The organism is Streptomyces sp. NPDC050997, from assembly GCF_040660135.1.
GTDB lineage: Bacteria > Actinomycetota > Actinomycetes > Streptomycetales > Streptomycetaceae > Streptomyces.
This window is the reverse complement of sequence record NZ_JBFAGK010000017.1, coordinates 89,700-113,555: the sequence shown is the minus strand read 5'-3', so window position 1 is coordinate 113,555 and position 23,856 is coordinate 89,700. Positions and strand designations below refer to the sequence as shown.

Genomic DNA, 23,856 nt, shown 5'->3' with positions numbered 1-23,856 from the left:
GCCCTGTGCACCGGCAGCCACAGCACGTAACGGATTCTTCCGGCAAAACACGGCTCACCTGCGGTTTCAGCCAAAGATGCGGTACGGCGGGACATCACCACCATCCAAGATCCTTGTGGCAGATATCTCGGCTACGACCGCGTTCCGGACAGTTGGCGACCCTGTTCGGGGCTGCTCCGGGCCGTTCCGGCGAGTGTGATCCCAGGCAGCACGAAGGGCCGCCCCCATGTCAGGGAACGGCCCTTCGTCACACCCGAGGGCGACTAGTCACCGTTACCCGGCGTCGGCGTCGTCTTCTGGATCTGCAGCAGGAACTCGGCGTTCGACTTCGTCTGCCTCATCTTGTCGAGCAGCAGCTCGATCGCCTGCTGCTGGTCGAGCGCGTGCAGCACGCGACGCAGCTTCCAGGTGATGGCGAGCTCGTCGCTGCCGAGCAGCAGCTCTTCCTTGCGGGTACCGGACGCGTCGACGTCCACCGCCGGGAAGACGCGCTTGTCGGCGAGCTTCCGGTCGAGCTTGAGCTCGGCGTTGCCGGTGCCCTTGAACTCCTCGAAGATGACCTCGTCCATGCGGGACCCGGTGTCCACCAGCGCGGTGGCGAGGATGGTCAGCGAGCCGCCGTCCTCGATGTTGCGGGCCGCACCGAAGAAGCGCTTCGGCGGGTACAGGGCGGTCGAGTCGACACCACCGGACAGGATGCGGCCGGAGGCGGGCGCGGCGAGGTTGTACGCACGGCCCAGACGCGTGATCGAGTCGAGCAGCACGACGACGTCGTGGCCCAGCTCCACCAGACGCTTGGCGCGCTCGATGGCGAGCTCGGCGACCGTGGTGTGGTCCTCGGCCGGGCGATCGAAGGTCGAGGAGATGACCTCGCCCTTGACCGACCGCTGCATGTCGGTGACCTCTTCCGGACGCTCGTCGACCAGGACGACCATCAGGTGGCACTCGGGGTTGTTGTGCGTGATCGCGTTGGCGATCGCCTGCATGATCATGGTCTTGCCGGTCTTCGGCGGGGCCACGATCAGACCACGCTGGCCCTTACCGATCGGCGCGACGAGGTCGATGATGCGCGTGGTCAGCACGCCCGGGTCCGTCTCCAGACGGAGGCGGTCCTGCGGGTACAGCGGCGTCAGCTTGTTGAACTCCGGCCGCCCGCGCCCGGATTCGGGCGCCATGCCGTTCTGCGAGTCCAGGCGGACCAACGCGTTGAACTTCTCGCGGCGCTCGCCCTCCTTGGGCTGACGCACGGCACCGGTGACGTGGTCACCCTTGCGCAGGCCGTTCTTGCGGACCTGGGCGAGGGAGACGTACACGTCGTTGGGGCCCGGAAGGTAGCCCGACGTACGGATGAAGGCGTAGTTGTCGAGGATGTCCAGGATGCCCGCGACGGGGATCAGGACGTCGTCGTCGGCGAGCTGCGGCTCGGGGGCCACGTCGTCGCGGCCACGACGGCCACGACGGTCCCGGTAACGGCCGCGGCGACCGCGGCGCCCGCCCTCGAAGTCGTCGTCGTCCTGCGGGCCGTTGTCGCGCTGACGGTCCTGGCGCTCCTGGCGGTCCTGACGGCCGCCGCCCTGCTGACGGTCCTGGCGGTCCTGGCGGTCCTGACGGTCCGGGCGCTGCTGGCCGCCACCCTGACCGCCGCCCTGGCCACCCTGCTGCTCGTCGCCCTTGCCGCCACGGCGGTCGCGGTCGCGGTCCCGGCCGCGCTCACGGCGGTCGCGACGGCGGCCCTCGGCACCATCGGCGTCGCCGCCCTTGGTGTCGCCCTGCGGCTGCGTCTGTGCGGACGTCTCGGCCTTCGGCTCGCTCTTGGCCTCGGCGACGATCGTCTCGGGGCTGCCGGCCTCGGCGGTGGCACGGCGACGGCGGCGCTCCGTGGGAGCGTCGTCTCCCCCACGCTCGGCTTCTCCCCCACGCTCGGCTGCGCTCGCGCGGGAGGGACCCCCGGCCGGCTGGCCGGGAATCTCGATCTGCTGCTGGGACACGGCCTTCTCGGCGGACGCCTCGGCCTTGGCGGTTGCCTTCTTCTCGGCGGCGGGAGCCGTGTCGTCGCCGGTACGGGCCTTGGATGTGGCCCGGCGCTTCGGCTTGGTCTCGGTGGCGTCGGCCTTCGCGGCCGGGGCGCCCCCACCTGCCTGTGCCTCCTTGATGACCTCGATCAGCTGGCTCTTGCGCATACGCGCGGTGCCCCTGATGCCGAGGCCGGATGCGACCTGCTGCAGTTCGGCCAGCACCATGCCGTCGAGGCCGGTACCGCGGCGCCGCCGGGAGCCGGCACCGGTGGCAGGCGCGGAGGCGTCCGTGGCGGGCGCGGCAGCGGTCTCCTCGACACGTGCGCCCATCAGATCGGTGGTGTCGCTCACGAAGGGTCCTTCCCTGGAGCGGACGTCGGCCTGTCTGGCTCGGCGACCGGTTGTGCTGTCCGACAGTGGTCCTTGCTGTGTGGACCGTGCCGGGGCGGTGGTCCGCCTGAACGGCGGAGGAATGTGGTGACGGCGCTTCCCAAAGCCGTGGCACTGAGTGTCTGTGTCACATTGCTTGGTCGCACCGGTTCCGGAGCGTGCCCGGCAGGTCGCTCAGTGCTCACGTACCACGTACGGCCCGCGTACGGCGTACTGAACACAGTGCGGCTTGGGAGGCTCCCGGAAGGGTGTCTGTCCCGGACGGGGACACGAAGCACCTCGCCATGGTGGGGTCGGGTGCAGACCTGAGGTTAACACTACCGGATCCAACAAACATTCCCCCTCTCGAAATCCGGCGAGCGCCGCCGGATTTCAATGTCAACATCACATGTCACTGGCGGTCGCGAGCGGCAATACGCTCGCGCCCCGCGCGTCGAACTCCAGCCGGTTCGCGGCCCACCCCTCGCCCGCCAGATGGGCGACCTTGTCGGCGCTGTCCTCGTCGACGAGGGCCAGCACCGTCGGTCCCGCACCGGAGATCACTGCCGGGATTCCGTCGGCCCGCAGCCGCTCCACCAGCGTCGTGCTCTCCGGCATGGCCGGTGCGCGGTACTCCTGGTGGAGCCGGTCCTCGGTGGCGGGCAGCAGCAGCTCGGGGCGCCGGGTGAGGGCCTCGACCAGCAGGGCCGCCCGGCCCGCGTTGGTGGCGGCGTCGACGTGCGGCACGGTGCGCGGGAGCAGTCCGCGCGCGGTCTCCGTCAGGACCGCCCTACCGGGCACGAAAACCACCGGAACGATGGAATCGGCGGGCTCCATCCTGATCGCCCGGGCGGCTCCGGCCTCCATCCAGGAGAGCGTGAAACCGCCGAGCAGACAGGCCGCCACATTGTCGGGGTGGCCCTCGATCTCGGTGGCGAGCTCCAGGAGCGCCGCGTCGTCGAGCCGGGAGTCGGCGCCTATGGTCACGGCGCGCGCGGCGACGATGCCGGCGCAGATGGCGGCCGAGGAGGAGCCCAGGCCACGGCCGTGCGGAATACGGTTCGCGCAGACGATCTCCAGGCCGCGGGGCTGTCCGCCCAGCAGATCGAAGGCGGTGCGCATGGACCGTACGAGAAGGTGGTTTTCGTCACGGGGGAGCGTCTCGCTGCCCTCACCCGCGATGTCGACGTGCAGCCCGGAGTCGGCCACCCGGACGACCACATCGTCGTAGAGGCCCAGCGACAGGCCGAGGGCGTCGAAGCCCGGACCGAGGTTGGCGCTGGTGGCAGGGACGCGCACCCGGACGGCGGCGGCGCGGAAGGCTGGACCGGCCATCGCTCGATGACTCTCCTTGAGCTGCGGAACTGTCGAAGACGTTCGATACGTACATGAGGTCCTGGGGACCTCTGGGAAACCGTGGGACCGCTTCCGGGCCGCGGAGACGGCGCGGCACCCGGCCGTATGCGAGGCATATGCGGCGGGCGGGTTAGGTACAGCCTATCGAAGGAAGGTTCTGTGGCGACATAGGGCGCACAGGAGGCGCACGATGCGTGTCGTAAGCCCCCTGTGCACCCCCTTGGGAGGTCACCCGTTCTCAGAGGTCATCGCGCAGGTCATCCCCAGATCAGACAAGGCCCAGGCGCTGGGCGGCCGTCGCCGCGTCGACCGGGACGGTGACCGGCTGCGGGGCGCCCGCGACGGCCCAGTCGGGGTCCTTGAGGCCGTTGCCGGTGACGGTGCACACGATCCTCTGCCCCGGGTCGACCCTGCCCTGCTCGGCGGCCTTCAGCAGACCGGCCACGGACGCGGCGGACGCCGGCTCGACGAAGACACCCTCCTGAGCGGCCAACAGCCGGTAGGCGCGCAGGATTTCACGGTCCGTCACCTCGTCGATGAAGCCGCCGGACTCGTCCCGCGCCGCCAGGGCGTACTGCCAGGACGCGGGGTTGCCGATCCGGATGGCGGTCGCGATCGTCGACGGGTCCTTGACGACCTCGCCGCGCACGATCGGGGCACTGCCGGCAGCCTGGAAACCCCACATACGGGGGGTCTTCGCGGCGATGCCGTCGGCGGCGTACTCCTTGTACCCCTTCCAGTACGCGGTGATGTTGCCCGCGTTGCCCACCGGCAGGACGTGGATGTCCGGCGCGTCGCCGAGCATGTCCACGATCTCGAAGGCGGCCGTCTTCTGGCCCTCGATACGCACCGGGTTGACCGAATTGACCAGCGCCACGGGGTAGTTGTCGCTCAGCGCGCGGGCCAGGGTGAGGCAGTCGTCGAAGTTGCCGTCGACCTGGAGGATCTTCGCGCCGTGCACGAGGGCCTGGCCCATCTTGCCGAGCGCGATCTTGCCCTGCGGGACGAGTACGGCGCAGACCATGCCCGCGCGCACCGCGTACGCGGCGGCGGAGGCGGACGTGTTGCCGGTGGAGGCGCAGATGACCGCCTTCGCGCCCTCCTCCTTGGCCCGCGTGATCGCCATGGTCATACCGCGGTCCTTGAAGGAACCGGTGGGGTTGGCACCCTCCACCTTGAGGTGGACCTCGCAGCCGGTGCGCTCGGAGAGCACCTGCGCGGGTACGAGGGGCGTGCCGCCCTCGCGGAGCGACACGACCGGCGTGGTGTCGGACACCGGCAGCCGCTCCCGGTACTCCTCGATGATTCCGCGCCACTGGTGGGTCATTGCTGGTTACTCTCCTTCAACCCGCATGATGCTGGCGACACCACGCACGGTGTCGAGCTTGCGCAACGTCTCGACGGTCCCGCTCAGGGCGGCGTCGGACGCGCGGTGCGTGACGACGACGAGGGAGGCCTCGCCGTCCTTCCCCTGCTGGCGAACCGTATCGATCGACACGCCGTGCTCGGCGAACACGGTGGCCACCTGAGCGAGAACTCCCGGTTTGTCCGCGACGTCGAGGCTGATGTGGTAACGCGTGACGACCTCACCCATGCCCGACACGGGCAGTGCGGCGTACGCGGACTCGCCGGGCCCGGTGGCGCCGTCGAGCCGGTTGCGGCAGACGGCGACGAGGTCGCCCAGCACGGCCGAGGCGGTGGGGGCGCCGCCGGCGCCGGGGCCGTAGAACATCAGCTGACCGGAGGCGTCGGACTCGACGAACACGGCGTTGTACGCGCCGCGCACGGAGGACAGCGGGTGGGTCAGCGGGATCATCGCGGGGTGCACGCGCGCGGTCACGGACGCGCCGTCAGCGGCCCGCTCGCAGATGGCGAGCAGCTTGATGGTGCAGCCCATCTCCCTCGCCGAGGCGAAGTCGGCGGAGGTGACCTCGGACATGCCCTCGCGGTAGACGTCGTCGAGGCGTACGCGCGTGTGGAAGGCGATCCCGGCGAGGATGGCGGCCTTGGCGGCGGCGTCGAAGCCCTCGACGTCGGCGGTGGGATCGGCCTCCGCGTACCCGAGCGCGGTGGCCTCGTCGAGAGCCTCCTGATATCCCGCCCCCGTGGTGTCCATCTTGTCGAGGATGAAGTTGGTGGTGCCGTTGACGATGCCGAGCACCCGGTTGACCTTGTCGCCGGCGAGGGACTCGCGCAGCGGCCGGATCAGCGGGATGGCACCGGCGACGGCGGCCTCGTAGTAGAGGTCCGCGTCATGGTCCTCGGCGGCGGCGTGCAGGGCGGCGCCGTCCTGGGCGAGCAGCGCCTTGTTGGCGGAGACGACGGAGGCGCCGTACTCGAAGGCGGTGGTGATGAGCGTACGGGCGGGCTCGATCCCCCCGATGACCTCCACCACGACGTCGATGTCGCCGCGTTTGACGAGGGCGGTCGCATCGGTGGTGACGAGGCTCGGGTCGATGCCCGCACGCACCTTGTCGGGCCGCCGTACGGCCACGCCGGCGAGTTCCACGGGGGCGCCGATCCGGGCGGCGAGGTCGGCGGCGTGCGTCGTCATGATGCGCGCCACCTCTGAGCCGACCACTCCACAGCCCAGCAGCGCCACCTTCAGCGGACGCGTACGCATCATCCGACCTCGTTTCCTCATACCGTCTACGGTTGGTCCAGTCTCACTCACCGGACGGGACTTTCTATCCCATGTCCGGATCGTGAGACATCTATTTCATTTGCACGGGGGCGCAAGACAGGAGATCTTCCGCCCCTGTCCTCCGGGCGTTTTCCGTTCTGATTCCGTTCTGATTCACCCGACTTTCGTTCTGATTCACCCGACGTCGAGGCGCAGCAGGTCCTCCTCCGTCTCCCGGCGGACGATGACGCGGGACCCGCCGTCGTTGACCGCCACGACGGGCGGCCGCAGCACATGGTTGTAGTTGCTGGCCATCGACCGGCAGTACGCACCCGTCGCCGGTACGGCGATCAGGTCACCCGGTGCCAGGTCGGCCGGCAGGAACGCGTCCTTCACCAGGATGTCGCCGCTCTCGCAGTGCTTGCCGACGACACGGGCGAGCATCGGCTCCGCGTCGGAGGTACGGGAGACCAGGGCGACGCTGTACTCGGCGTCGTACAGCGCTGTACGGATGTTGTCGGACATGCCCCCGTCGACGGAGACGTACGTCCGCAGCCCGTCGAGGGGCTTGATGGTGCCGACCTCGTACAGCGTGAAGGCGGTGGGACCGACGATGGCCCGCCCGGGCTCGACGGAGATACGGGGCGTGCGCAGCCTGGCGGCCTCGCACTCACGGGTGACGATCTCGGTGAGCGCCTTGGCGATCTCGTGGGGCTCGCTGGGGTCGTCGCCGCTCGTGTACGCGATACCGAGACCGCCACCGAGGTCGATCTCCGGCAGTTCGACCCCGTGCTCGTCACGGATGTCCTTCAGCAGCCCGACGACCCGGTGGGCGGCGACCTCGAAGCCGGACATGTCGAAGATCTGGGACCCGATGTGGCTGTGGATCCCGATCAGCTCGATCCCGTCCAGCCGCAGCGCACGCCGTACGGCCTCGGCGGCCTGCCCGCCCGCGAGCGGAATGCCGAACTTCTGGTCCTCGTGGGCGGTGGCGATGAACTCGTGCGTATGCGCTTCCACCCCGACGGTGATACGGATCTGCACGCGCTGCCGCCTGCCGAGCGACTGGGCGATGTGGGCGACGCGGACGATCTCCTGGAAGGAGTCGAGAACGATCCGCCCGACACCGGTCTCGACGGCCCGCTGGATCTCCTGGGTCGACTTGTTGTTGCCGTGGAAGGCGATGCGGTCGGCGGGCATGCCGGCCGAGAGGGCGGTGGCGAGTTCGCCGCCGGAACAGACGTCGAGGTTGAGCCCTTCCTCGTGCAGCCAGCGGACCACGGCCCGGGACAGAAACGCCTTGCCGGCGTAGAAGACGTCCGCGTCGGCCCCGAAGGCGCTGCGCCACGCCCGTGCCCGGGCGCGGAAGTCGGCCTCGTCGACGATGTAGGCCGGGGTGCCGTGCTGTTCGGCGAGGGTCTTCACATCGACGCCGCCGACGGTGACGACGCCCCTCTGGTCACGGCCGACGGTCTGGGCCCACACCTTCGGGTCGAGGATGTTGAGGTCGGCGGGCGGGGCGGAGTAGTGCCCCTCGGGATACACATCGGCGTGACGGGGCCCGGCGGGGTGTGCGGAACGACTCATGGCTCTTCTTGGGCTCTCTGTGCGTCTGTGTGCGCTGTCTCACAGGTGATCAGGTGCGTCGATGCCGAGCAGGGTCAGGCCACCGGCCAGCACCGTCCCGGCGGCTTCGGCAAGAGCGAGCCGGGCATGGTGGGCGGCCGAGGGTTTCTCCCCGCCACGAGGAAGGACGGTGGGGAGAAAGGGAAGGACGGCATCGGCGACGGTGACGAGGTGCCGGGCGAGGCGGTCGGGGGCGCGCTGGGCGGCGGCCGCGGCGAGGATCCGGGGATGGTCGGCGAGGGTGCCGGTCCAGTCGTCCGGTACGTCGCCGGGTTCGGCGTGGAACCCGAGGTCGGCGGCGTTGCGGCTGACGGCCCGGGTGCGGGCGTGGGCGTAGCGGACACGGAAGAGCGGGTTGCTCTCGCGCTGGGCCAGGTGCTCGTCGCTGATCCGGGGCCGGTCGTGGGCCGCGGGGTGGAGGAGGGCCCAGCGGGCGGCGTCACGGCCGAGGGGGGTCGGATCGGCGGGGGCGGGGACGGGGCGCACGTCGATCGGGAGCTGGGAGGTGCCTGGGAGCTGGGGGGTGCCTGGGAGCTGGGGGGTGCCGTACGCGTCGACATGGACGCCGAGGACGCTCTCCCACTCGGGCTCGGGTCGAACCGGAGTGGTGATGCGGACGAGGGCGCCCTGCGCGCGGAGGAGGCGTGCGGTGGCGTCGGCGACGACGAGGGCCCGCACCTCGTGGGCGGCGTGCAGTCGATGGAGCTGCCCGGTGGGCGCGTCGCCGTGCCCGTACTTCTGTCCCCTCCGCAGGATCTCGCCGACGAGGGCGGCGGAGGCGGTGCCGCGGAGGCGGATGTTCAGGAAGCCGGGGCCGGTGATGACGACGTCGTCGATGGGGCGGGGGTTGTGGTTGCGGCTTGTGACGTCGGCGTCGGCGGTGTCGGTAGCGGCGGCATCGTCCGACGTGTCGGCGGCGTCGGCATGTTCGTCACCGAGGAGATGGTTTCGGAGGATCTCGGCGACGTCCCGGGGCGTCCGCTCGGCCGACCGTGCGAGCTGAAGGGCGATGTTGGTGGCGTAGTCCCCGCAGCCCCCGGGCCCCGGAACCGTCACTACGGCCCGCTCCGGAACGGTCACGCTCAGCTCCCCCACGTCCACAGCGCACCGCACCGCGCGCAGCACGGTACGGGAGAGCTCGACGGGGGTCACGGGACCAGCGTAGGGGAGGAAGGGGGTGGGTAGGCGAGCCGGTTTGGGCGGGGGTCCGGGATGTGGACGGGTGGGGACGAGGACGCTGCTGGACTGGACGGGCGATCAGTCGCCGGGCATCAGCTGCCGACGGCGATGGGGACGGAAGCGATCAGCCTCCGGAAGCGGGGTCAGCCTCCGGCGTGCCCGGCCCGCTCGGCCTCTCCGGCGGTCCCAAGGATGCCGCCGAACGCGGGCTCCTCCGCACTCCCCTCCGTACACCCTTCCCCGGCGCCCCCGCTCCCCTCCCTCTTCCTCTCGATCAACTGCCCTACGAGACGCACGAGTTCGGCCGGCTCGAAGGGCTTGGCGAGGAAGGCGTCGACACCGGTGTCGAGCCCGGTCTCGACCTCGTACTGCGTGCACGCGCTGACGATGGCGAGGGGCAGATGACGGGTGCGCGGATCGGAACGAAGCCTGGCGGCGGTCCGTAGTCCGTCGAGGCGAGGCATGACGACATCGAGGGTGATCACATCGGGCCGCACCTGATGAACGACATCCAGACACTCGGCACCATCGGCCGCGGTCACCACCTCGAAACCCTCCAGTTCGAGATTGACCCTGATCAGCTGCCGGATGACCTTGTTGTCGTCCACAACAAGCACCCGGCCGGACACGCCTGGCACAACTCGAGAGTAGGTCGGGACCGGCCACCGCGTCCGGGTTTTCCCCACTTCCACCCGTGCGGGCAACCCTCCTCCACGTCAACCCCACTTCCACCCCGCACGGTTCCCCCTCCTCCACGTCGAGCCCCGGCAACCGCCTCACAAGCGACGACACAGCCTCGCCCAACGCCACAAAACCCGTTCATGAACACCCAGACGGAGCTGGTAGTGTTCTACCCGTCGCCACGAGCAAGCGCTCAGCAACCGACACGCCCCCGTAGCTCAGGGGATAGAGCAACGGCCTCCGGAGCCGTGTGCGCAGGTTCGAATCCTGCCGGGGGCACTCCGGATCAAGGCGCTGAACAGCGGAAACGCAGTTCAGCGCCTTTCTTATGCATGCCAAAACGCACACGGCCTACTTGGCCGTGACCACTCGACCCCTCATTGCCCTGATCAGGGGTTTTCCACGGCCGAGCGGACGAAATCCCGATTGTCCGATCCCGCGAAATTAATTCCTGCGGGACATGCGTGGGCCAGAAAGCCGCATGGTGGATCCGTCACCCTCGGGAGGCAACTTTGACCTGCATGTTTACCAAGCGGGACAGCCAAAAGGGACACGGAGAAACAGGCCGTTGCACTTTCCCGGACCAGATTCGACACAGTCTCGCGAAGGCGTTCGCGCCCGCCCGACACCGGTATGCCCCCATGTCCGACTCACACGAGGGAACAATGATTCCTATCAGCGTCGATCGTTGGGACGCCCCATGCAGGCGGCGCCTCGCTCATGGAGCGGATGACATGCTCCCCTCCTCCTTCGTTCCGGCCACCGGAAGCACGTACTCACCAGCGAGACGCGCCAAGTGCAACGGGAGGGGCCGGGCGAGCGGCGGGTAGTCGTCTTGGTAGCGCAGCTGGTGCGTGAGCGTCGCCCACTCCGCCGGCCGGTCAGGCAGGTCCCCTTCACGCCCCGAGTCCGCCAGCGCCTTCTCCGACAGGCAACCGAGCACGGTGATCTCCAGCTGCCCGGGGTTCCAGGCAGTCTTCCCGGGTGCTGTCCGGCCCTGTGCCGTGGGCGCCAGTTTCATGAGGCCCTTCGGTAGTTTCGCCGCTGTGTGCGGCTTCGCGGCCGTACTCGCGAAGACACGGCTCTCCGTCTCCGTCGTCCCCCACACGCCCTCGGTGAAGCCGACGCTGCCCTTGGCGTCGTGGGCATACCACTCCGCCACTTCCTCCCGCGCGTTGGCGTCCCGTACGAGCACCACCCGCAGGTCGTCGCCGTAGAGCGTGTGGCGCTGGGCGGGTTCGGTGCCGAAGCCGAGCATGTCGCGGTGCAGCTCGCCGTTGCGCAGGCGAGGCCAGCACTGGCGCAAATTGCCTGCATCCGCCAGCACGAGGGTCGGGCGACCGCGGAGCTGGAAAAGCAGTGCGCGGATCTGCCGTTCGGTCTCCCACTGCCTGTGCTGCTCCACACCCGGGCGGGCACCGGGCCGGACCCCTCCCCGGGCGGCCACGCCATCGCCACCCGTATCAGCCTGCCTCTCCTTCCCGGCCTCCGCCACCGGCTCCGTTGCCTGGGAGAGCAGCAGCAACAGCTTCGGGTACGGCACCCATTCGGCGCGCTCGGCGTCCCACCCCTCGATGACGCCCGGTCCTTCGTCCCCGGGGCGGACCCGCACCGCGACAAGCCGATGGACGGGGCGCCGCGTGGACCCCTTCCTGGTGTGGCGTACGAGCCAGAGCGCCACGTACTGGAGGTCGCCGGGAACTCCGGCCCCCACTCGATGGGCGGGCGGACTGATCGCGCCGAGCTGCCGAAAGGCGTCCAGCCAGGTCCACTTGGCCCGGTGCTCCAGGCCGCTGTCGGTGTCGTCGGGCAGGTTGACGAACTGGCTCAGCCGGTCCTGCCGCGCCCAGGCGATGCGCAGCGCATGCTTGGGATCGGAGTCGGGGACGGCGGCGAAGCGCTCCTTGCCGGCGATCTCCATGATCACGACTCCGGCCGCGTCGGGACGCGGAACCACTCGGTCCGCCACAAGTCGGCAGCGCCCTTCGACGGCTTCGGCCAGCCGGACGGCCCTGGGGCGCCCGCGCTCCCGGGAGACCGGCAGGGCGTCGGCCAGGGCCCCCGCGGGCTGGGCGTGTACGCGAATGTCGACCCCCTCGCCCCGCCACCGCCAGGTGTCGTCGTCGGCCGACCCCTCGCTCTCCCCGGGAGGGAAGCCGATGAGCTTGGGCAGTTCCGCGAGCAGAGCGGCGCGGGTTTCCGGGGATTGCCAGAAGACGTCGATCTCCAGGGGACGGCCGTTGAGTGCGCGTGCCAGCGCCGCCCGCCGCTGCAGGGCCAGTTGCGTGTCCCGGACGCCCGGACCACGTCCGGCTCCCGAACTAGGCAGCAATGAGGGGGTGTTGCTCCGGGTGACCCGTGTGAGGTCGGGGACCCGCGTCAGCATGGGGCGCAGCCCTTCCTCGACCCAGGCGTCCAGATCCGCCCGCTCCCGTGCCATCAGCCCCGGTCCCACCTCATGCGGACCGGTCGACGGGTGGTAGACGATGCCGGCGGCCACGTCCCCGGACCCGTTGATCCAGCGTTCCGGGTGGGAGAAAAGCGCTTCCGGCTGCGGGTAGTTGCGTACGATGTCCAGCTCGGGCAGGAGCGGTGCGGGGCTGTGGTGGCGCCAGGCCAGTTCCTTCAGCCGCCGGTCGTAGCCGAGGGTGTTCACCATCAGCCGGTGGCCCCGGTCCGGCCCTCCCGGCCATGGCAACGGAGCGTCGAGCAGAACGGTCGCGCCGCCGAGCTGGTGGGGGCGCACGTCCAGCTGGGTGGCCCAGCGGCGTACCTGCGTGGACACGTGGACACGGAACCGTGGGGCGAACGGCACGGTGTGGACGGTGATGTTGAGGCAGGCCGAGTAATACCAGGTCTGCCCGCGGCGCTCGTATCGCTGTGGCGGCCAGGAGACGAGTCGCGCGCCGTTGCCCAAGCTCTCGACGCGGAAGTGGAGTGTGGTGCCCCCGGTGCGGAATGTCCGGGCCGCCAGCCGGAAGGCGACCCACTCGGGCAGCAGGCCGTAAAGCCGTGCGGCGGGTTCGGCGGTTCCGCCCGCCGAGGTCACGGTCTCGGTGAGATCGACCGATTCGGCCTCCCAACCTGACAGTTGGACGGCCTCGGCCGGGTCGTCGGAGCGGAGCCGCTCCTCCAGGTCGGCGTCTTCAGTGTCGTCCTCTTCCGGGTACATGCCCGCCGCCCAGGTGCCGATCACCGGGGCCAGCACCTCCGGCGGGACGGCCTCCCGCGCGTAGAGCCACGGCAGGCTGCCGTCCGTTCCGGCGTTGCGGCCGGTCGCGATGACGCCGGGGGCCATCGCTTGGAGCAGCGAGTTGAGCCTGCGTACGGGGAGCCGATCGGGGCGGACGGAGCCCTTGCCGGCCTCGGCGTGCATTCTGGTGAGCTCGGCGTGCAACTCCTCGCCGAGCCGCAGCACACTCATCTCCTCCCGCCACGGTCCATGGAGCGGGTCGGGTTCGTAGGCCGCGTTGCGAATGGTGTGATACACGAAATTTCCTCCTGGAAGCCGGGGTTCGGCGCTTACGGGTGGGCCGGGGCGGGAGCAGGGGCGAGCAGGTGGGTGAGCATGCGCCGGAGAGGTTCGTACAGGGCGTGGGCGATGAACTGCTCCTCCGCGCTCTTCGTGTCGCCCTCGAAGTACGGGTCCAGCACGTCGAGGACGCTGTGCAGCAGGCTGGACTTGGGGGTGTCGGCCTGCGGCGGTACGGCCCCGCGGTTCGGGGCGAAGGCGGCGTCGACGAAGACCACCCTGGCCGGTACGCCGCCGCGCACCAGCCGCCCGATCACCTGCCACATCAGGACCAACATGTCCCAAGTGACCTGCTCCCGCGTCTCTTCGCCGAGGTGGCTCCACGCCATCGAGCGGGCGAGCACCTTGTACCAGCGCGAACGAGCGAGGCGGCGGACCTCGTCGGCACCTTCCTCGACGGTGGCCTGTCCCTGTACCCAGGTGTCGAAGTCACCGCCGGTGACGGCGCGGACGATCCAGTCGTTGACGGCGTGGACGGCCAGGGACAGGTCCTCGGGGTGCGGATTGGGCCGTGCCAGGAAGTAGACCGTGCCGATGGCCGCCTCGTCGTCGTCGTTGAGAATGTTGTGGCCTCGCTCCACGGCCAGCAGGGGCGCCACGAGGATGTTCGCATCGAGGTCCTTCAGGTGCTCGACGTCGCCCCGGCGCAGTGACCGGGCGCGGTAGGCGGACGGCGCCTCGTCCTCCGGGGCGATCTCCTCGTCGTCCGAGACCAGGCACAGCACGCTGTCGTGCCAGCGGGAGTTGAGGTTGTGCAGGGTGTCGGCCACGATGCGAGCCTCGGCATAGCTGCCGACCAGCAGGAGGATCTGGTCGCGCTTGCCTGGACGAAGGGAGAGCAACTCGCGCTCCAGCGGACCTCCTTCGGGGGCGTCGTACTCCCCCGACGCGCCAAGGTGGGTGGCGATGCGGCGCAGCTTCTCGGGGCGGTCGTCCGGGTGCGTTCCGGACAGGCGCAGCTTCTCGTCACCGTCGTCGATAAACTCGAAGCGCATCAGGCTCTCGTTCGCGATGCGTTCGGTCACCTCGGTCGGCGGCTCGATGATCACACCGACCGGGACGCAGACGTGGTAGCGGCTGGACGCGCCCGCCCAGCTGCTGCCGGACATGAGCAGCAGCTGGGCGCCGGGCCTGCCGTCGACGGAGGCCAGGTGGGGCATGGCACGCAGCAGCTCACGTCCGACGCCGCTGCAGCGGAAGAAGGTCAGCTCGCCGCTGCGCACTCCTCCCTTGTCCTCGCCCGGGACCCGGAACTGGAAGCCGAGTACGTTGCCCATCGGGGCCTCGGGCACCATCGGGCCGTAGTCGAGCGGCCGACGGTACATCGTGTTGTAGCCCAGGCTGAGGGCGGCCTCGACGCGGGGCCACATGGCGTTGATCATGGCGAGCCGGGGCTCCAGGGCGCTGAGCAGCAGCGTGAACTCGAAGCGTTCGGCGAGCTCCTGGTGCCACTGCTCGGGGGTCTGGGGCGGTGGCTTGGGCTTCCGGCGGCGGCCTCGCCCCTTCTGCCGTTCCTCCTCCTCGCGCTGCCACTCGTCGTACTTCTCCTTGTACTTCTGCTGCCGGGCGGCCATGTACCGCGGGTCGATGTGGAAGACCTCGTCCATGACCTCGGCCAGGTGGCGCCGGGTGTTCTCCGGGTTGCCGGTGTGGAGCAGTTCGTTGAGGAGGGCGGTCAGCTCGCTGAAGTCCTCCTCCGTCCTGCGGCGGCGGTCGCCGAAGGGGTTGTCGCGAAAGGCGTCGAGAAGCTTGCCGAGAGCCTGTCTGGGGACCTGGTTCCGGTGTTCCGGCCCGCTGCCGTCGGGGAGTTCGTAGCGCTCGTCGAGCAGTCCGAGCTGCAGCGTCCAGGCGCTGAAGTAGCCCGTCCGCACCCACCTGCGCAGGTCGTACCTGGCGACGAGCATCGCGTACAGCCGGTCGGTGGCCGATCCGGCGGTGTTGAGGGCGGCGGCGAAGGTCTCCACGTCCCGTTCGGAGAGCTGGGTGCGCCCGCTGGCCGCGAGCTCTCGGATCTTGTGCCGGCTCAGTTGGTCGATGAGCCCCTTGTCCTCGTCGCTGGCGAGGACGACGGCGGGTGCGAAGGTCTGGTCGAGCTGCATCTGCACACGGTCGGCCTCGTCGATGATGACGAGGTCGCTGCGGCGGCAGGCGAGTTCGAGGTAGCGGATGCGCTCGCCGTTCTGGGGGCTGGGCGGCTCGGCGTCGATCAGTCCGGCCGGCGTGGCCACCCAGATCAGGGCGCCGACCAAGGTGCGGGCTCCGTGGTGCCGGGGGCAGACGGACCAGTACGGGCAACTCGTCGCGTTCTTCTGCCATTCGGAGGCCCGGCCGCCACCTTTGTCGCGCCTGGGGTCCGACGGTGGCCGGAGCCGGGAGCAGGGTGCCTCACCGAAGGCGAGCGGCTCGGTGGACGAAGTGGCACCCTGCCGCCTGACGTTGAGCACGCAGGAGGTCCCGAGGTAGGCGAAGGCAGGGTCGTCGTGGGCGAGCAAACGGTGCTCGCCCCGGCCCGCCAGCCGACGGTGCAGCCGCTGGGCGTGCCGCTCCCGGCCGGAGGACCCGAGCACGGGTGCGGCGGCGCCGTCGGTGTAGAGACCGTAGAGCCGGACGAGCTTCAGCACCTCCGCGACGTCGGTGACCACGATGGTGGTGCGCCTGCCGAGCTTGGCGAGATGGACGGCGATGATGTCGCGCAGCGTGCTCTTGCCCGCGCCGACGATGCCGAGCAGGTGCTGGATCCCGTCGACCGTGAACGTGAAGTCCTCGTCATTGCCGACCTTGTGGAATGTGCCGTTCTCCTTGGTAGACAGGTCAAAGTCCCGCAGCCGCTTCAGCCAGCGCGGCGGCCTTCCCTCGCCGACACGGGCGTGCGTAGCGTCCATCTCCGCCGCAGTGCGCTCCAGGCTCTTCCTGGTGAAGACCAGGGGCTCTCCCGCACCAGCCGGTTCCAGGTTCATATCGTGGGCTACGAGGGGGGTGTGGGGGACGGACGGCAGGTCGACGACGGCCAGGGTGCGGCTGACGGGGAAGGCGTGTGGGCCCTGGCCCGCGACCGGCATGCGTTTGCCCGCCAGCGGCGGTGCGGCACGCAGCAGTTGCTCGTAGACGGGGAAGCGGTCCCCAGCGACGGAGAGTTCGCGGCGGGTGGCGGGCGACTCGGTGTCCGGTACGTCGTAGCCGCGCACTCTGGGGTCGAACAGCTGGTAGGTCTCCAGCGCCTCGCGCCAGGTACGGCCCCTGCGCAGGGTCCACAGCGAGTACCGGGCGACACGTAGCGTCCGCGCGGTGTCCGGCGGCAACTGCGCTCCGTGCGCCTCGGCGAACCCGTATCCGCTGAAGAGTACCCAGGCACTGCCCGCGGGGCTGCCCGGCATCAGCTTCTGCTGGAGGTGCAGGCCGAGTTCCACCTGGCAGAGGTCTTCTAGTGCGGGCTTGCGGACGGCCGGCCCAAGGAACACTTGGAGGGCGCGGAGTACGTCGGTCAGCGGCGGGGTGATGCTACGCATCGTTCTTCTCCTCTCTCCGAGCCCGACCCAGGTCGGGCACGAGGTCCACGGGTGTGGTGAGCACCAGCCGGTCCCGCAGAAGCGCGGGAAGGGCGTCAGTGAAGGCCCCCCGGTAGCCGTCCCGTCCGGCGAGGGCGTCCGGGATCACGACGAGGGTGCGGTCCGCGAGGGGCGCGCTGTCGGTGAGATGTGCGGCGAGGAGGGCCGGCTGCAGTCGGTCGTACACGTGGATGTCGACGATTCCGGGACCGGAGTCCCTCAACCGGTAGGCGGACAGCGGCCCCGACAGGGGCTCATGGTCGATCCCGGCGCGATCCAGCGCGTCCAGGGCGGCCTCTTCGGCCCGGTGCGGCAGCGCGAGGAACGTCCGCAGTGAACGCCGCAGGATCCACGTCTGGTCCGGCTCACGGATCAGTTCCGGAGAGTCGTCACGCGGGCATTCCTCCCCCTCGCACCAGATGTCCGCGTCGGGGGCGGACGACACGGGTACGGGTACGGCCCGGTCCCTGGGCAGCGCGGGGAGCCCGCACGAGGGACAGCGCAGGAAGTCGCCGTCGACAAGCAGGGATTCGGGCAGCGGCCCGTAGAGGTTCTTGACGCGGCTCCAGACGGCCATGCTCCAGCCGGGCCTGAAGCGGTCCTGCCGGTGAACCACCGAGTGGCGGGCCAGGAAGCTCCGGCACTGCCGGTAGCGCTCGCCCGTTCCGCACCGCGCTTCCAGGTCGCCCAGGAGCGCGCGAGCATGCGCCGCCACGCCCCCGTCCGGCCCGTGCGAGGCGATTTCGAGGCACGACCGCGTCGGCATCCGGCCGACCGGGTGTACCAGCGTCGCGCCCGGGGTGACGAGGGAGGCGGGAACCGCGAAGAGCGGATCGCCCGCCGGCTTGGTCCGGCACCACTCCCACAGCTCCGGAAGGCTCCTCGGCGGTGTCTCCCCGACGTCGAGGCAGTGCATCACCGTGCGGTCCAGCGCATGCTGGGCGAGGCCGGGATAGGGCAGGGCGAACGAGCGCAGGCCCTGAACCTCGGCGAGGTCAGCCACCATGCGGGCAAGCTCGCGGAAGAGTTCGCTGCCCGCGCCCTCAGATTCCTCCCCAGTGTCCGGCCGGTCGGCCCGGAGGGCCGCCCCCGCCCTCATGCCGTGGCCTCGGTGGCGGCCGACACCGAGCACCAGCGGGCCACTTCGCACCGCTGGCAGGAGCGTCCGGGCACGGCCGTGTAGCGGTCGTCCCCGTGCCAGTCGGCCACCATCGTCCGCAAGACTCCCTCAGCCTCGGTCCGGTTGGCGGAGGCGAAGGGGTCGATGATCTCCAGGTCGGCGCCGCCGGGGCGGAGCACCTCAAGCTCGACCCGGGCACGGGACGGAGCACCGCCCAGGTCACCGCGGCCGATCAGCACGACCGCCAGGGCCAGTTGAGGGTAGAGCTCCAGCAGGGGACGGTTGGATCGCCGGTCGGTGGCGGAGGTCTTGGTCTCGCGCCACACCCATGAGCCGGCGTCCCGGTAGAGCAGATCGGGTGCGGCGATCACCACCACGTCGGCGACGGTGTCGTGCCGCACCACCCTGGGTTCGGTCCGCACGTCCGTCCCATCCCCGACGCACCGCAGCGGGCAGACCGCGGCGTGCCGCCGCAACAGGATTGCGCCGAGGGTGCGTTCGCGATCGGGCAGGTCGAATCCGTCCGGCACCCACTCCTCGGGAACCTCGACCGTGCACGGTCGAGGCGATCCGTGGCCGTGCCGGTCGGCGAGGTAGGCGTGCAGCGCCCGACCGCGCTCGGCCGTCACCTCGCGCTCGACGGAGTCCGCCGTGGGCAGGTGCAGCCGACGCATGTGGTCGCGGGCCGGGCAGGCCCGGTAGTTGCGCCCGTTGGTCACCGACCAAGTACGTCGGGGCCGGTTCGGCGACTCGATGCCCAGCAGTCCGGGCGCCGCGCGCAGCGCCGGGCAGACCGACAGGTAGGGACATCCGCCGCACGCGGAGCCAGGGCGGTATTCCCGTCCGTCCAGTACGCCGGCCAGGGCGTCGGGGCCGTGCTCGCGGTACCGGGCGAGCGCCTGCTCCCGGCTGCCGGCGAAAAGCTCCCGGGTACGGCCGTCGACCAGCGCGAACTCCACGATCCGTACATGCTCCGGCCGCGACCCGGGGGTGCCCTCGGCCAGCACCAGGGCGACAGCGGCGACGAACCCGTCGGGCGGCAGCTCCCGGTTCAGGCGGTGCACGGGCAGACGGAGTTCACGGTAGGCACCGTCGGTGGAGGCCAGGCAGCGGCCCCACACGGTGAAGCGGTACTCCTGGGCGTTCCGCGAGTCGGGGCCGGACGGCCGGTAGCGGTACGTCCACGGCTCGGGGACCTCGTTCAGGGGGCGTTCCGGGTCGGCGGGGAAGGCCGCCTCGTACGCCTTCACACCATGGTCCGACCATGTCCTCAGGCCGTCGTGCAAGGGCGCGGTACGCGTCCGGGACAGGCTGCCGGGGGGCCGGAAGCGGGCGTCGCAGGCGGCCATGAAGGGGCCGAGAGTGAAGTTCTCCAACCGCTCGCGGCGGCGCGGTACGGGGTCGGCGGTGTGGTAGCCGCGGGTCTTGAGAGCGTCAGCGGCAGGGCACCGGAATTCGCCTCCTTTAAACATTCCGGCGGATACCGTGATGACTTCGGAGGTGCGGGTCACCCCGTCGGGGGGTAGCCACGGCTGTGACATTTTCTGCTCCATTTCTACACGGAGGAAAGAGAGGAAAGAAGGGTGGCCATGAGGGAGATCGAGGAGATCGGCGATGTGGAGAAGCGCTACGAAGTGCTGGACATGGTCGGTGACGGCGGCCAGGGCGACCTCTTCCTCGGCCGTGACCGCAGGAGCGGGGAGAGAGTGGCGCTGAAGCTCCAGAAAGCCCGGGACCTCGGCCCCGAGAGCGACTTCTCCTGGGCAGGCAGGAGGCTTCTCGAAGAGGGCTCCCGCATGATGATGCTGACGGGAATTCAGGCGATTCCCGAAATCATCGCCTCCGGGACGCACCGAGGGCGCCGATGCCTGGTCATGGAATTCGTCGAAGGACGCCAACTGCAGAACGTTCTCTTGGAGAAGCGGCCCGTCAGGCATCCCGAGATCGTCGCGTCCGTCATCGGCCAGCTGTGCGAAATTCTGCGGGAAGTGCACGACCGGAATCTGGTGCACTGCGACCTCAAACCCGAGAACGTCATCGTGCAACCGGACGGCCGACTCCGTCTCATCGACATGGGCCACGCGATCACGGCGGGCGAGGAGACATCCTTCGAGCGCGGCACGCGCGGCTGGGCCTCCCCCGAGCAGTCCGACGCGTGCCCCGCAGGAGGTCTGACGCGGCGGGCGGACATCTTCGGGCTCGGCTGCATCCTGCTGGAGATGGTCGTCATGCGGCTGCCCTACGGCGGACTGGAGGAGCGGGCGGAACCGGGCGGTCCGGTGTTGCCGCCCGACAAACTCGTCGAGCTCCCCCCGGAGTTCGCCTCCCTCGCGCTGTGGATGGTCCGATGGGAGGCTGAGGAGCGCCCGGCGGATGTCCGTGAGGTGTTCGACCGACTCCGCCCATACCTGCCCCGGCTGGGCTCGCGGCGTCCGTCGAGGCGGCTGCGTCCCGACCCGACCGAGCACTACCGCACGCATCCGCCTCGGCTGTGACGGTGATCCGGAGGTCGCCAGCCCGGCGGCTCACCTCAACCCTTCCAGCAACTCCCGGACCTCGCGTACGCCTTCGCCGCCCATCAGTTCGCGCAGCACGATGACCCTCTCCAACTCCCGTACCGCTGTGTCGGTTTCACCGGCGGACACCAGGACGTCCGCGAAGAGCATCCGCGTCTTGTCCTCGTTGGGCCAGTTCCCCTGTTCGCGGTAGATGTCGCAGGCCCGCCGGTACAGGAAGATAGCCTCGTCCCGCTCGGCGCGGGCCAGGTGCACCTTGGCCAGAGTGAACAACACGTCGGCCAGGCCGCTGCGCTCCTCCGTGCGCTCGACCACGCCCAGGGCGTCGGCGCACCGACGGAGCGCCTGCACGTGCTCGCCCCGGTCGTGGTGAAGCGCGCCGAGGGCGTTGAGAGCGGCGGCCTCCCCGACCGGGTCGGACACCTCCCGGCACAATTCCAGTGCCTGGCACAGCGCTTCCTCCGCCCCCGTCCGGTCGCCCTGCTTGCGCAGGGTGATCCCGAGCCGGTGCAGCGAACGGGCAAGACTGAGCCGGCCCGCCTCACTGTGGTCCTCCTTGCTGAGCCGGACGGCACGGTGCAGGTGGCCCACGGCCGTGTCGTACTCGCCGAACCGCCACTGTGTCCCTGCCAGCATCCGGTGGACCATGGCGCAATCGACCGGGGCGGCGGCGGATTCGGCGGCGTCGACGGCGTGCAGGAGGTTCCTCCGCGCGTCGCCGAGGAGGTGCCGGCGCCACTGATAGGTGACCAGGGCCATCGAAAGCAGCCATGTGTACCGTTCGATGCCCTGGCCGATGGCTAATCGGACGCCTCGCTGAACAGCGGCGTACTCCTCGTCCAGGTACGCCATCGCCTGCCCCGGTTCCGCGGGATCCTTGACCGTGACCCCGTCGGGCTCGCCGATGGGCAGGGCGCGCTCGCGGTCGAGCACCCGGTCGCAGGCGCGGACGTTGTGCAGCTGGTGTTCCAGCACCTGCCGTACGGTCGCCCGCTCGATGTCCGTCGTCTCTCCGTCGCCCGCCGGCCGCGCGTGCCGGCGGGCGAAGGCCCGCACGAGGTCGTGCAGCCCGTACCGGTCGCCCTGGCGCTCCACCAGGTTCGCCGCCACGAGCTCCATCAAGGCCCGGTCGGTGCGCGCCCCTTCGCCCGCCGCCCTTCCCAGGTCCATCACCGCCTCCCAGGAGGCGGTCGGCCCGGGGTGGACGGCGAGCTGCCACAGCAGCAGCCGGGTCTCCGCACCGAGCACGCGTACGGAGCAGTTCAGTGCTGCGTGGACCGACAGTTCGTGCTCCGGCAGGTGCAGGGTGTCCAGCCTCGCCCGCTCCCGCTCCTCCTTCATGTCCCGCACCAGGGCGGGGAGGGTACGCAGCGGACGCGCACCGCCGTCCAGGAGTCGAGCCACCACGGTGAGCGCCAACGGCAGCCGTCCGCAGAGGCTGACCAGCTCACTGAAAGCCTGGGCGTGCTTCGCCCGGTCCTCGACCGACACCTTCTCCTGGAGCACCTCCAGGGCATCCGCCTCTTGCAGCGGCTCCATCTTGCGAAACAGCACCTTTCTCTCGGACTGCAGGCGCAACAGGTCGTTGCGGCTGGTGATGATCACGGCGCAGGTGCCGTCTCCGGGGAGCAGTGGCAGCACCTGCTGAGCGTTGAGCGCGTCGTCCAGGACGACGAGTACCGAGCGGTGGGCCAGTGCCGACCGCAGCGCGTTGCTCTTGCTCTCCGGTCCGGTCACCGTGGTGTACGGCGGCAGCGCGGCCAGGAACCCGTCCAAAACCTCGTCTGGTTCGGCGGGCCGCGCGTCCCCGTCGGCGAACCCGTTCAGTTCGGCGCGGAGCACTCCGTCGGGGAACCGCTCCCGAAGCTGACGGGCGAGGTGGTTGGCCACCGTGCTCTTCCCGACACCCGCCATGCCGCTGATGAGGACCAAGGCCAGGTTGCCGGCGTCCTGTTCGTCGCACACGGCCGCCACGAGGCCGCGGATCAGTTCGTCCTGCCCGACCGGCCTACGACTGCTGCCGGACAACTGGTCTGGGACGGGCGGCAGGAGCGTCCCGCCGGACCGGTGGGCAACTCCCCGGACCTGGTCGAAGGCGCTCCGCAAGTCGGTGTCCGGCTTTCCGTTGCGCCTCGTCCACTCCTCGATGAGCCGTTCACGTCGGCGCTCCGCCAGGTCGTCGTGGGCGAGCAGGTAGAACCGGAAGACCTGGGGCAGTTCCGGTGCGCGCTCGAACCACTTCTCCGTCTCCTCACGGAGCCACTTCTCCTCCCTCGATTTGTAGGCGGCGTCCATCCGGGCGTGCACCGCGGCCATCAACTCGGCCCGCAGCGCCTCCCGGCGCAGTTGGAAGCCGCTCTCGGTCAGCCCGCGCAGCGGATCACCGCCGTCCCACTCCTCCAGGGCCGCGCCGAGCAACTCGAACCCCTCCGGATGGTTCAGCCCTTCGGCCCTCGCCACCCGGTCGCGGAAGCGGAGCAGGTCGACGCCGCCCTCCGGCGCGCGGAGCGTGCAGTAACCCGACTTGCCACCATGGGGCACAGCCTCCGGGCCCAGTCGCTTCCGCAGGTCGGAGACAGCACGGTCCACCAGGCCGCGGGTGTTCTCCTTGCCCTCCCAGAGGACTTCGGCGATCTCCTTCCTGGTGCATCGGCAGCCCGTTGATGTCGCCAGAAGCGCAAACAGCCCGGCTGCCTTCGAACCTGCGCAGACCCTTCCGCCGCCGTCCCCTTCGGCTCTTACCGGGCCCAGCACATACCCCTCCATCGCCCTTCCCCTCTCCGCACCGGAAGCAGTGGTCCGGGCCCCGCGACGGCACCCCCTTCATCTGTACGTTGCGATGTGCCGCTTCACACGCACGTACTCCTTCACGCCCCCATGCCTCAGTTTTCCCTCAGTTTCCGCTCCGCGGCCTCCTCCCGTCCCCGGGCACGATGGCACCAGCCGCTCACAGAAAAGCGAGACGGCAGCGTAGTCATCCATCGACCCATCAGGAAGGAACCACAGGCCCTATGAACAACCGTCAGCGAAACCGCCGGGCGAGCCGTCTGCGCCAGTCCCCCGACTGGCCGCCGACCCGGCGCCGGCGGGCGGCCGACCGGACCGAGGGCACCACGCCAGCGACCCCGCGCGCCGAAGCGCCGGACGACTCTCCCTCCGAGACCGCCTGAGTTCCACAGCTCGTGGGTGGGTGCCCGTCCCGGGCGGGCACCCCCCCCCCGCGGCCCCCCCCCCCCGCAAAACACCCCCCGGCGGGCGGACCGGCGGTGCCCACAGGGGAACCCCGCGGGGGCG

14 protein-coding genes and 1 tRNA gene are annotated in these 23,856 nt (G+C 70.2%); 3 read left to right on the top strand and 12 right to left on the bottom strand.

Annotated features, from left to right (window positions below; translation table 11 throughout):
* Positions 1–263: 263 nt before the first annotated feature.
* From rho to AB0H86_RS31560, 7 genes are all read right to left on the bottom strand, one after another.
* Positions 264–2,366 (bottom strand): transcription termination factor Rho, encoded by a 2,103-nt coding sequence (gene rho / locus AB0H86_RS31590; RefSeq protein ID WP_362446400.1) that lies wholly within the window; start codon positions 2,364–2,366, stop codon positions 264–266.
* Positions 2,367–2,789: 423 nt separating this feature from the next.
* The gene (gene thrB / locus AB0H86_RS31585) at positions 2,790–3,719 is read right to left on the bottom strand and encodes a homoserine kinase (RefSeq protein ID WP_362446397.1); all 930 of its coding nucleotides are present in this window, start codon (positions 3,717–3,719) and stop codon (positions 2,790–2,792) included.
* Positions 3,720–4,008: 289 nt separating this feature from the next.
* Positions 4,009–5,067 (bottom strand): threonine synthase, encoded by a 1,059-nt coding sequence (gene thrC / locus AB0H86_RS31580; protein WP_362446394.1) that lies wholly within the window; start codon positions 5,065–5,067, stop codon positions 4,009–4,011.
* Positions 5,068–5,073: 6 nt separating this feature from the next.
* Entirely contained in the window at positions 5,074–6,366 is a 1,293-nt protein-coding gene (locus AB0H86_RS31575; protein WP_362446391.1) for a homoserine dehydrogenase, read from the bottom strand.
* A 192-nt stretch (positions 6,367–6,558) separates the two neighbouring features.
* The gene (lysA, locus tag AB0H86_RS31570; protein ID WP_362446388.1) at positions 6,559–7,950 is read right to left on the bottom strand and encodes a diaminopimelate decarboxylase; all 1,392 of its coding nucleotides are present in this window, start codon (positions 7,948–7,950) and stop codon (positions 6,559–6,561) included.
* Positions 7,951–7,989: 39 nt separating this feature from the next.
* A complete protein-coding gene (gene nrtL / locus AB0H86_RS31565) occupies positions 7,990–9,141 on the bottom strand; it encodes an ArgS-related anticodon-binding protein NrtL (RefSeq protein WP_362446385.1) in 1,152 nt (383 codons plus the stop codon).
* Positions 9,142–9,311: 170 nt separating this feature from the next.
* Positions 9,312–9,806: a response regulator gene (locus AB0H86_RS31560; protein WP_362446382.1), complete on the bottom strand. Its 495-nt coding sequence runs from the start codon at positions 9,804–9,806 to the stop codon at positions 9,312–9,314.
* 250 nt (positions 9,807–10,056) lie between these two features.
* Here AB0H86_RS31560 and AB0H86_RS31555 point away from each other — a divergent pair.
* Positions 10,057–10,128, top strand: a tRNA-Arg gene (locus AB0H86_RS31555).
* Positions 10,129–10,567: 439 nt separating this feature from the next.
* Here AB0H86_RS31555 and AB0H86_RS31550 read toward each other — a convergent pair.
* The 4 genes from AB0H86_RS31550 to AB0H86_RS31535 are packed head-to-tail and all read right to left on the bottom strand — an operon-like array spanning position 10,568 to position 19,518.
* On the bottom strand, positions 10,568–13,339 hold the full coding sequence (locus AB0H86_RS31550; RefSeq protein WP_362446379.1) for a DUF3962 domain-containing protein: 2,772 nt from the start codon (positions 13,337–13,339) through the stop codon (positions 10,568–10,570).
* Between the two features lie 32 nt (positions 13,340–13,371).
* Positions 13,372–16,887 (bottom strand): hypothetical protein, encoded by a 3,516-nt coding sequence (locus tag AB0H86_RS31545; protein ID WP_362446376.1) that lies wholly within the window; start codon positions 16,885–16,887, stop codon positions 13,372–13,374.
* A complete protein-coding gene (locus AB0H86_RS31540; protein ID WP_362446373.1) occupies positions 16,880–18,025 on the bottom strand; it encodes a hypothetical protein in 1,146 nt (381 codons plus the stop codon). The genes AB0H86_RS31545 and AB0H86_RS31540 overlap by 8 nt, the downstream gene beginning before the upstream one ends.
* Positions 18,022–19,518: a PD-(D/E)XK nuclease family protein gene (locus tag AB0H86_RS31535; RefSeq protein WP_362446370.1), complete on the bottom strand. Its 1,497-nt coding sequence runs from the start codon at positions 19,516–19,518 to the stop codon at positions 18,022–18,024. Before AB0H86_RS31535 ends, AB0H86_RS31540 begins: the two co-directional genes overlap by 4 nt.
* A 117-nt stretch (positions 19,519–19,635) precedes the next feature.
* On the opposite strand from AB0H86_RS31535, the gene AB0H86_RS31530 reads away from it, so the two are divergent.
* On the top strand, positions 19,636–20,541 hold the full coding sequence (locus tag AB0H86_RS31530; RefSeq protein WP_362446367.1) for a serine/threonine-protein kinase: 906 nt from the start codon (positions 19,636–19,638) through the stop codon (positions 20,539–20,541).
* Positions 20,542–20,571: 30 nt separating this feature from the next.
* Here AB0H86_RS31530 and AB0H86_RS31525 read toward each other — a convergent pair whose 3' ends face one another.
* The gene (locus tag AB0H86_RS31525) at positions 20,572–23,151 is read right to left on the bottom strand and encodes a tetratricopeptide repeat protein (protein WP_362446364.1); all 2,580 of its coding nucleotides are present in this window, start codon (positions 23,149–23,151) and stop codon (positions 20,572–20,574) included.
* Between the two features lie 422 nt (positions 23,152–23,573).
* On the opposite strand from AB0H86_RS31525, the gene AB0H86_RS31520 reads away from it, so the two are divergent.
* Positions 23,574–23,732, top strand: a complete 159-nt coding sequence (locus AB0H86_RS31520) for a hypothetical protein (protein ID WP_362446361.1) — start codon at positions 23,574–23,576, stop codon at positions 23,730–23,732.
* The last annotated feature ends 124 nt before the right edge of the window (positions 23,733–23,856 follow it).

Excerpts from the sequence above, each read along its gene's own strand:
- thrB (WP_362446397.1), bottom strand. The coding sequence starts at position 3,719 with ATGGCCGGTCCAGCCTTCCGCGCCGCCGCCGTCCGGGTGCGCGTCCCT.
- thrC (WP_362446394.1), bottom strand. The coding sequence starts at position 5,067 with ATGACCCACCAGTGGCGCGGAATCATCGAGGAGTACCGGGAGCGGCTG.
- AB0H86_RS31575 (WP_362446391.1), bottom strand. The coding sequence starts at position 6,366 with ATGATGCGTACGCGTCCGCTGAAGGTGGCGCTGCTGGGCTGTGGAGTG.
- lysA (WP_362446388.1), bottom strand. The coding sequence starts at position 7,950 with ATGAGTCGTTCCGCACACCCCGCCGGGCCCCGTCACGCCGATGTGTAT.
- AB0H86_RS31545 (WP_362446376.1), bottom strand. The coding sequence starts at position 16,887 with ATGCGTAGCATCACCCCGCCGCTGACCGACGTACTCCGCGCCCTCCAA.
- AB0H86_RS31540 (WP_362446373.1), bottom strand. The coding sequence starts at position 18,025 with ATGAGGGCGGGGGCGGCCCTCCGGGCCGACCGGCCGGACACTGGGGAG.
- AB0H86_RS31535 (WP_362446370.1), bottom strand. The coding sequence starts at position 19,518 with ATGTTTAAAGGAGGCGAATTCCGGTGCCCTGCCGCTGACGCTCTCAAG.
- AB0H86_RS31530 (WP_362446367.1), top strand. The coding sequence starts at position 19,636 with ATGAGGGAGATCGAGGAGATCGGCGATGTGGAGAAGCGCTACGAAGTG.
- AB0H86_RS31520 (WP_362446361.1), top strand. The coding sequence starts at position 23,574 with ATGAACAACCGTCAGCGAAACCGCCGGGCGAGCCGTCTGCGCCAGTCC.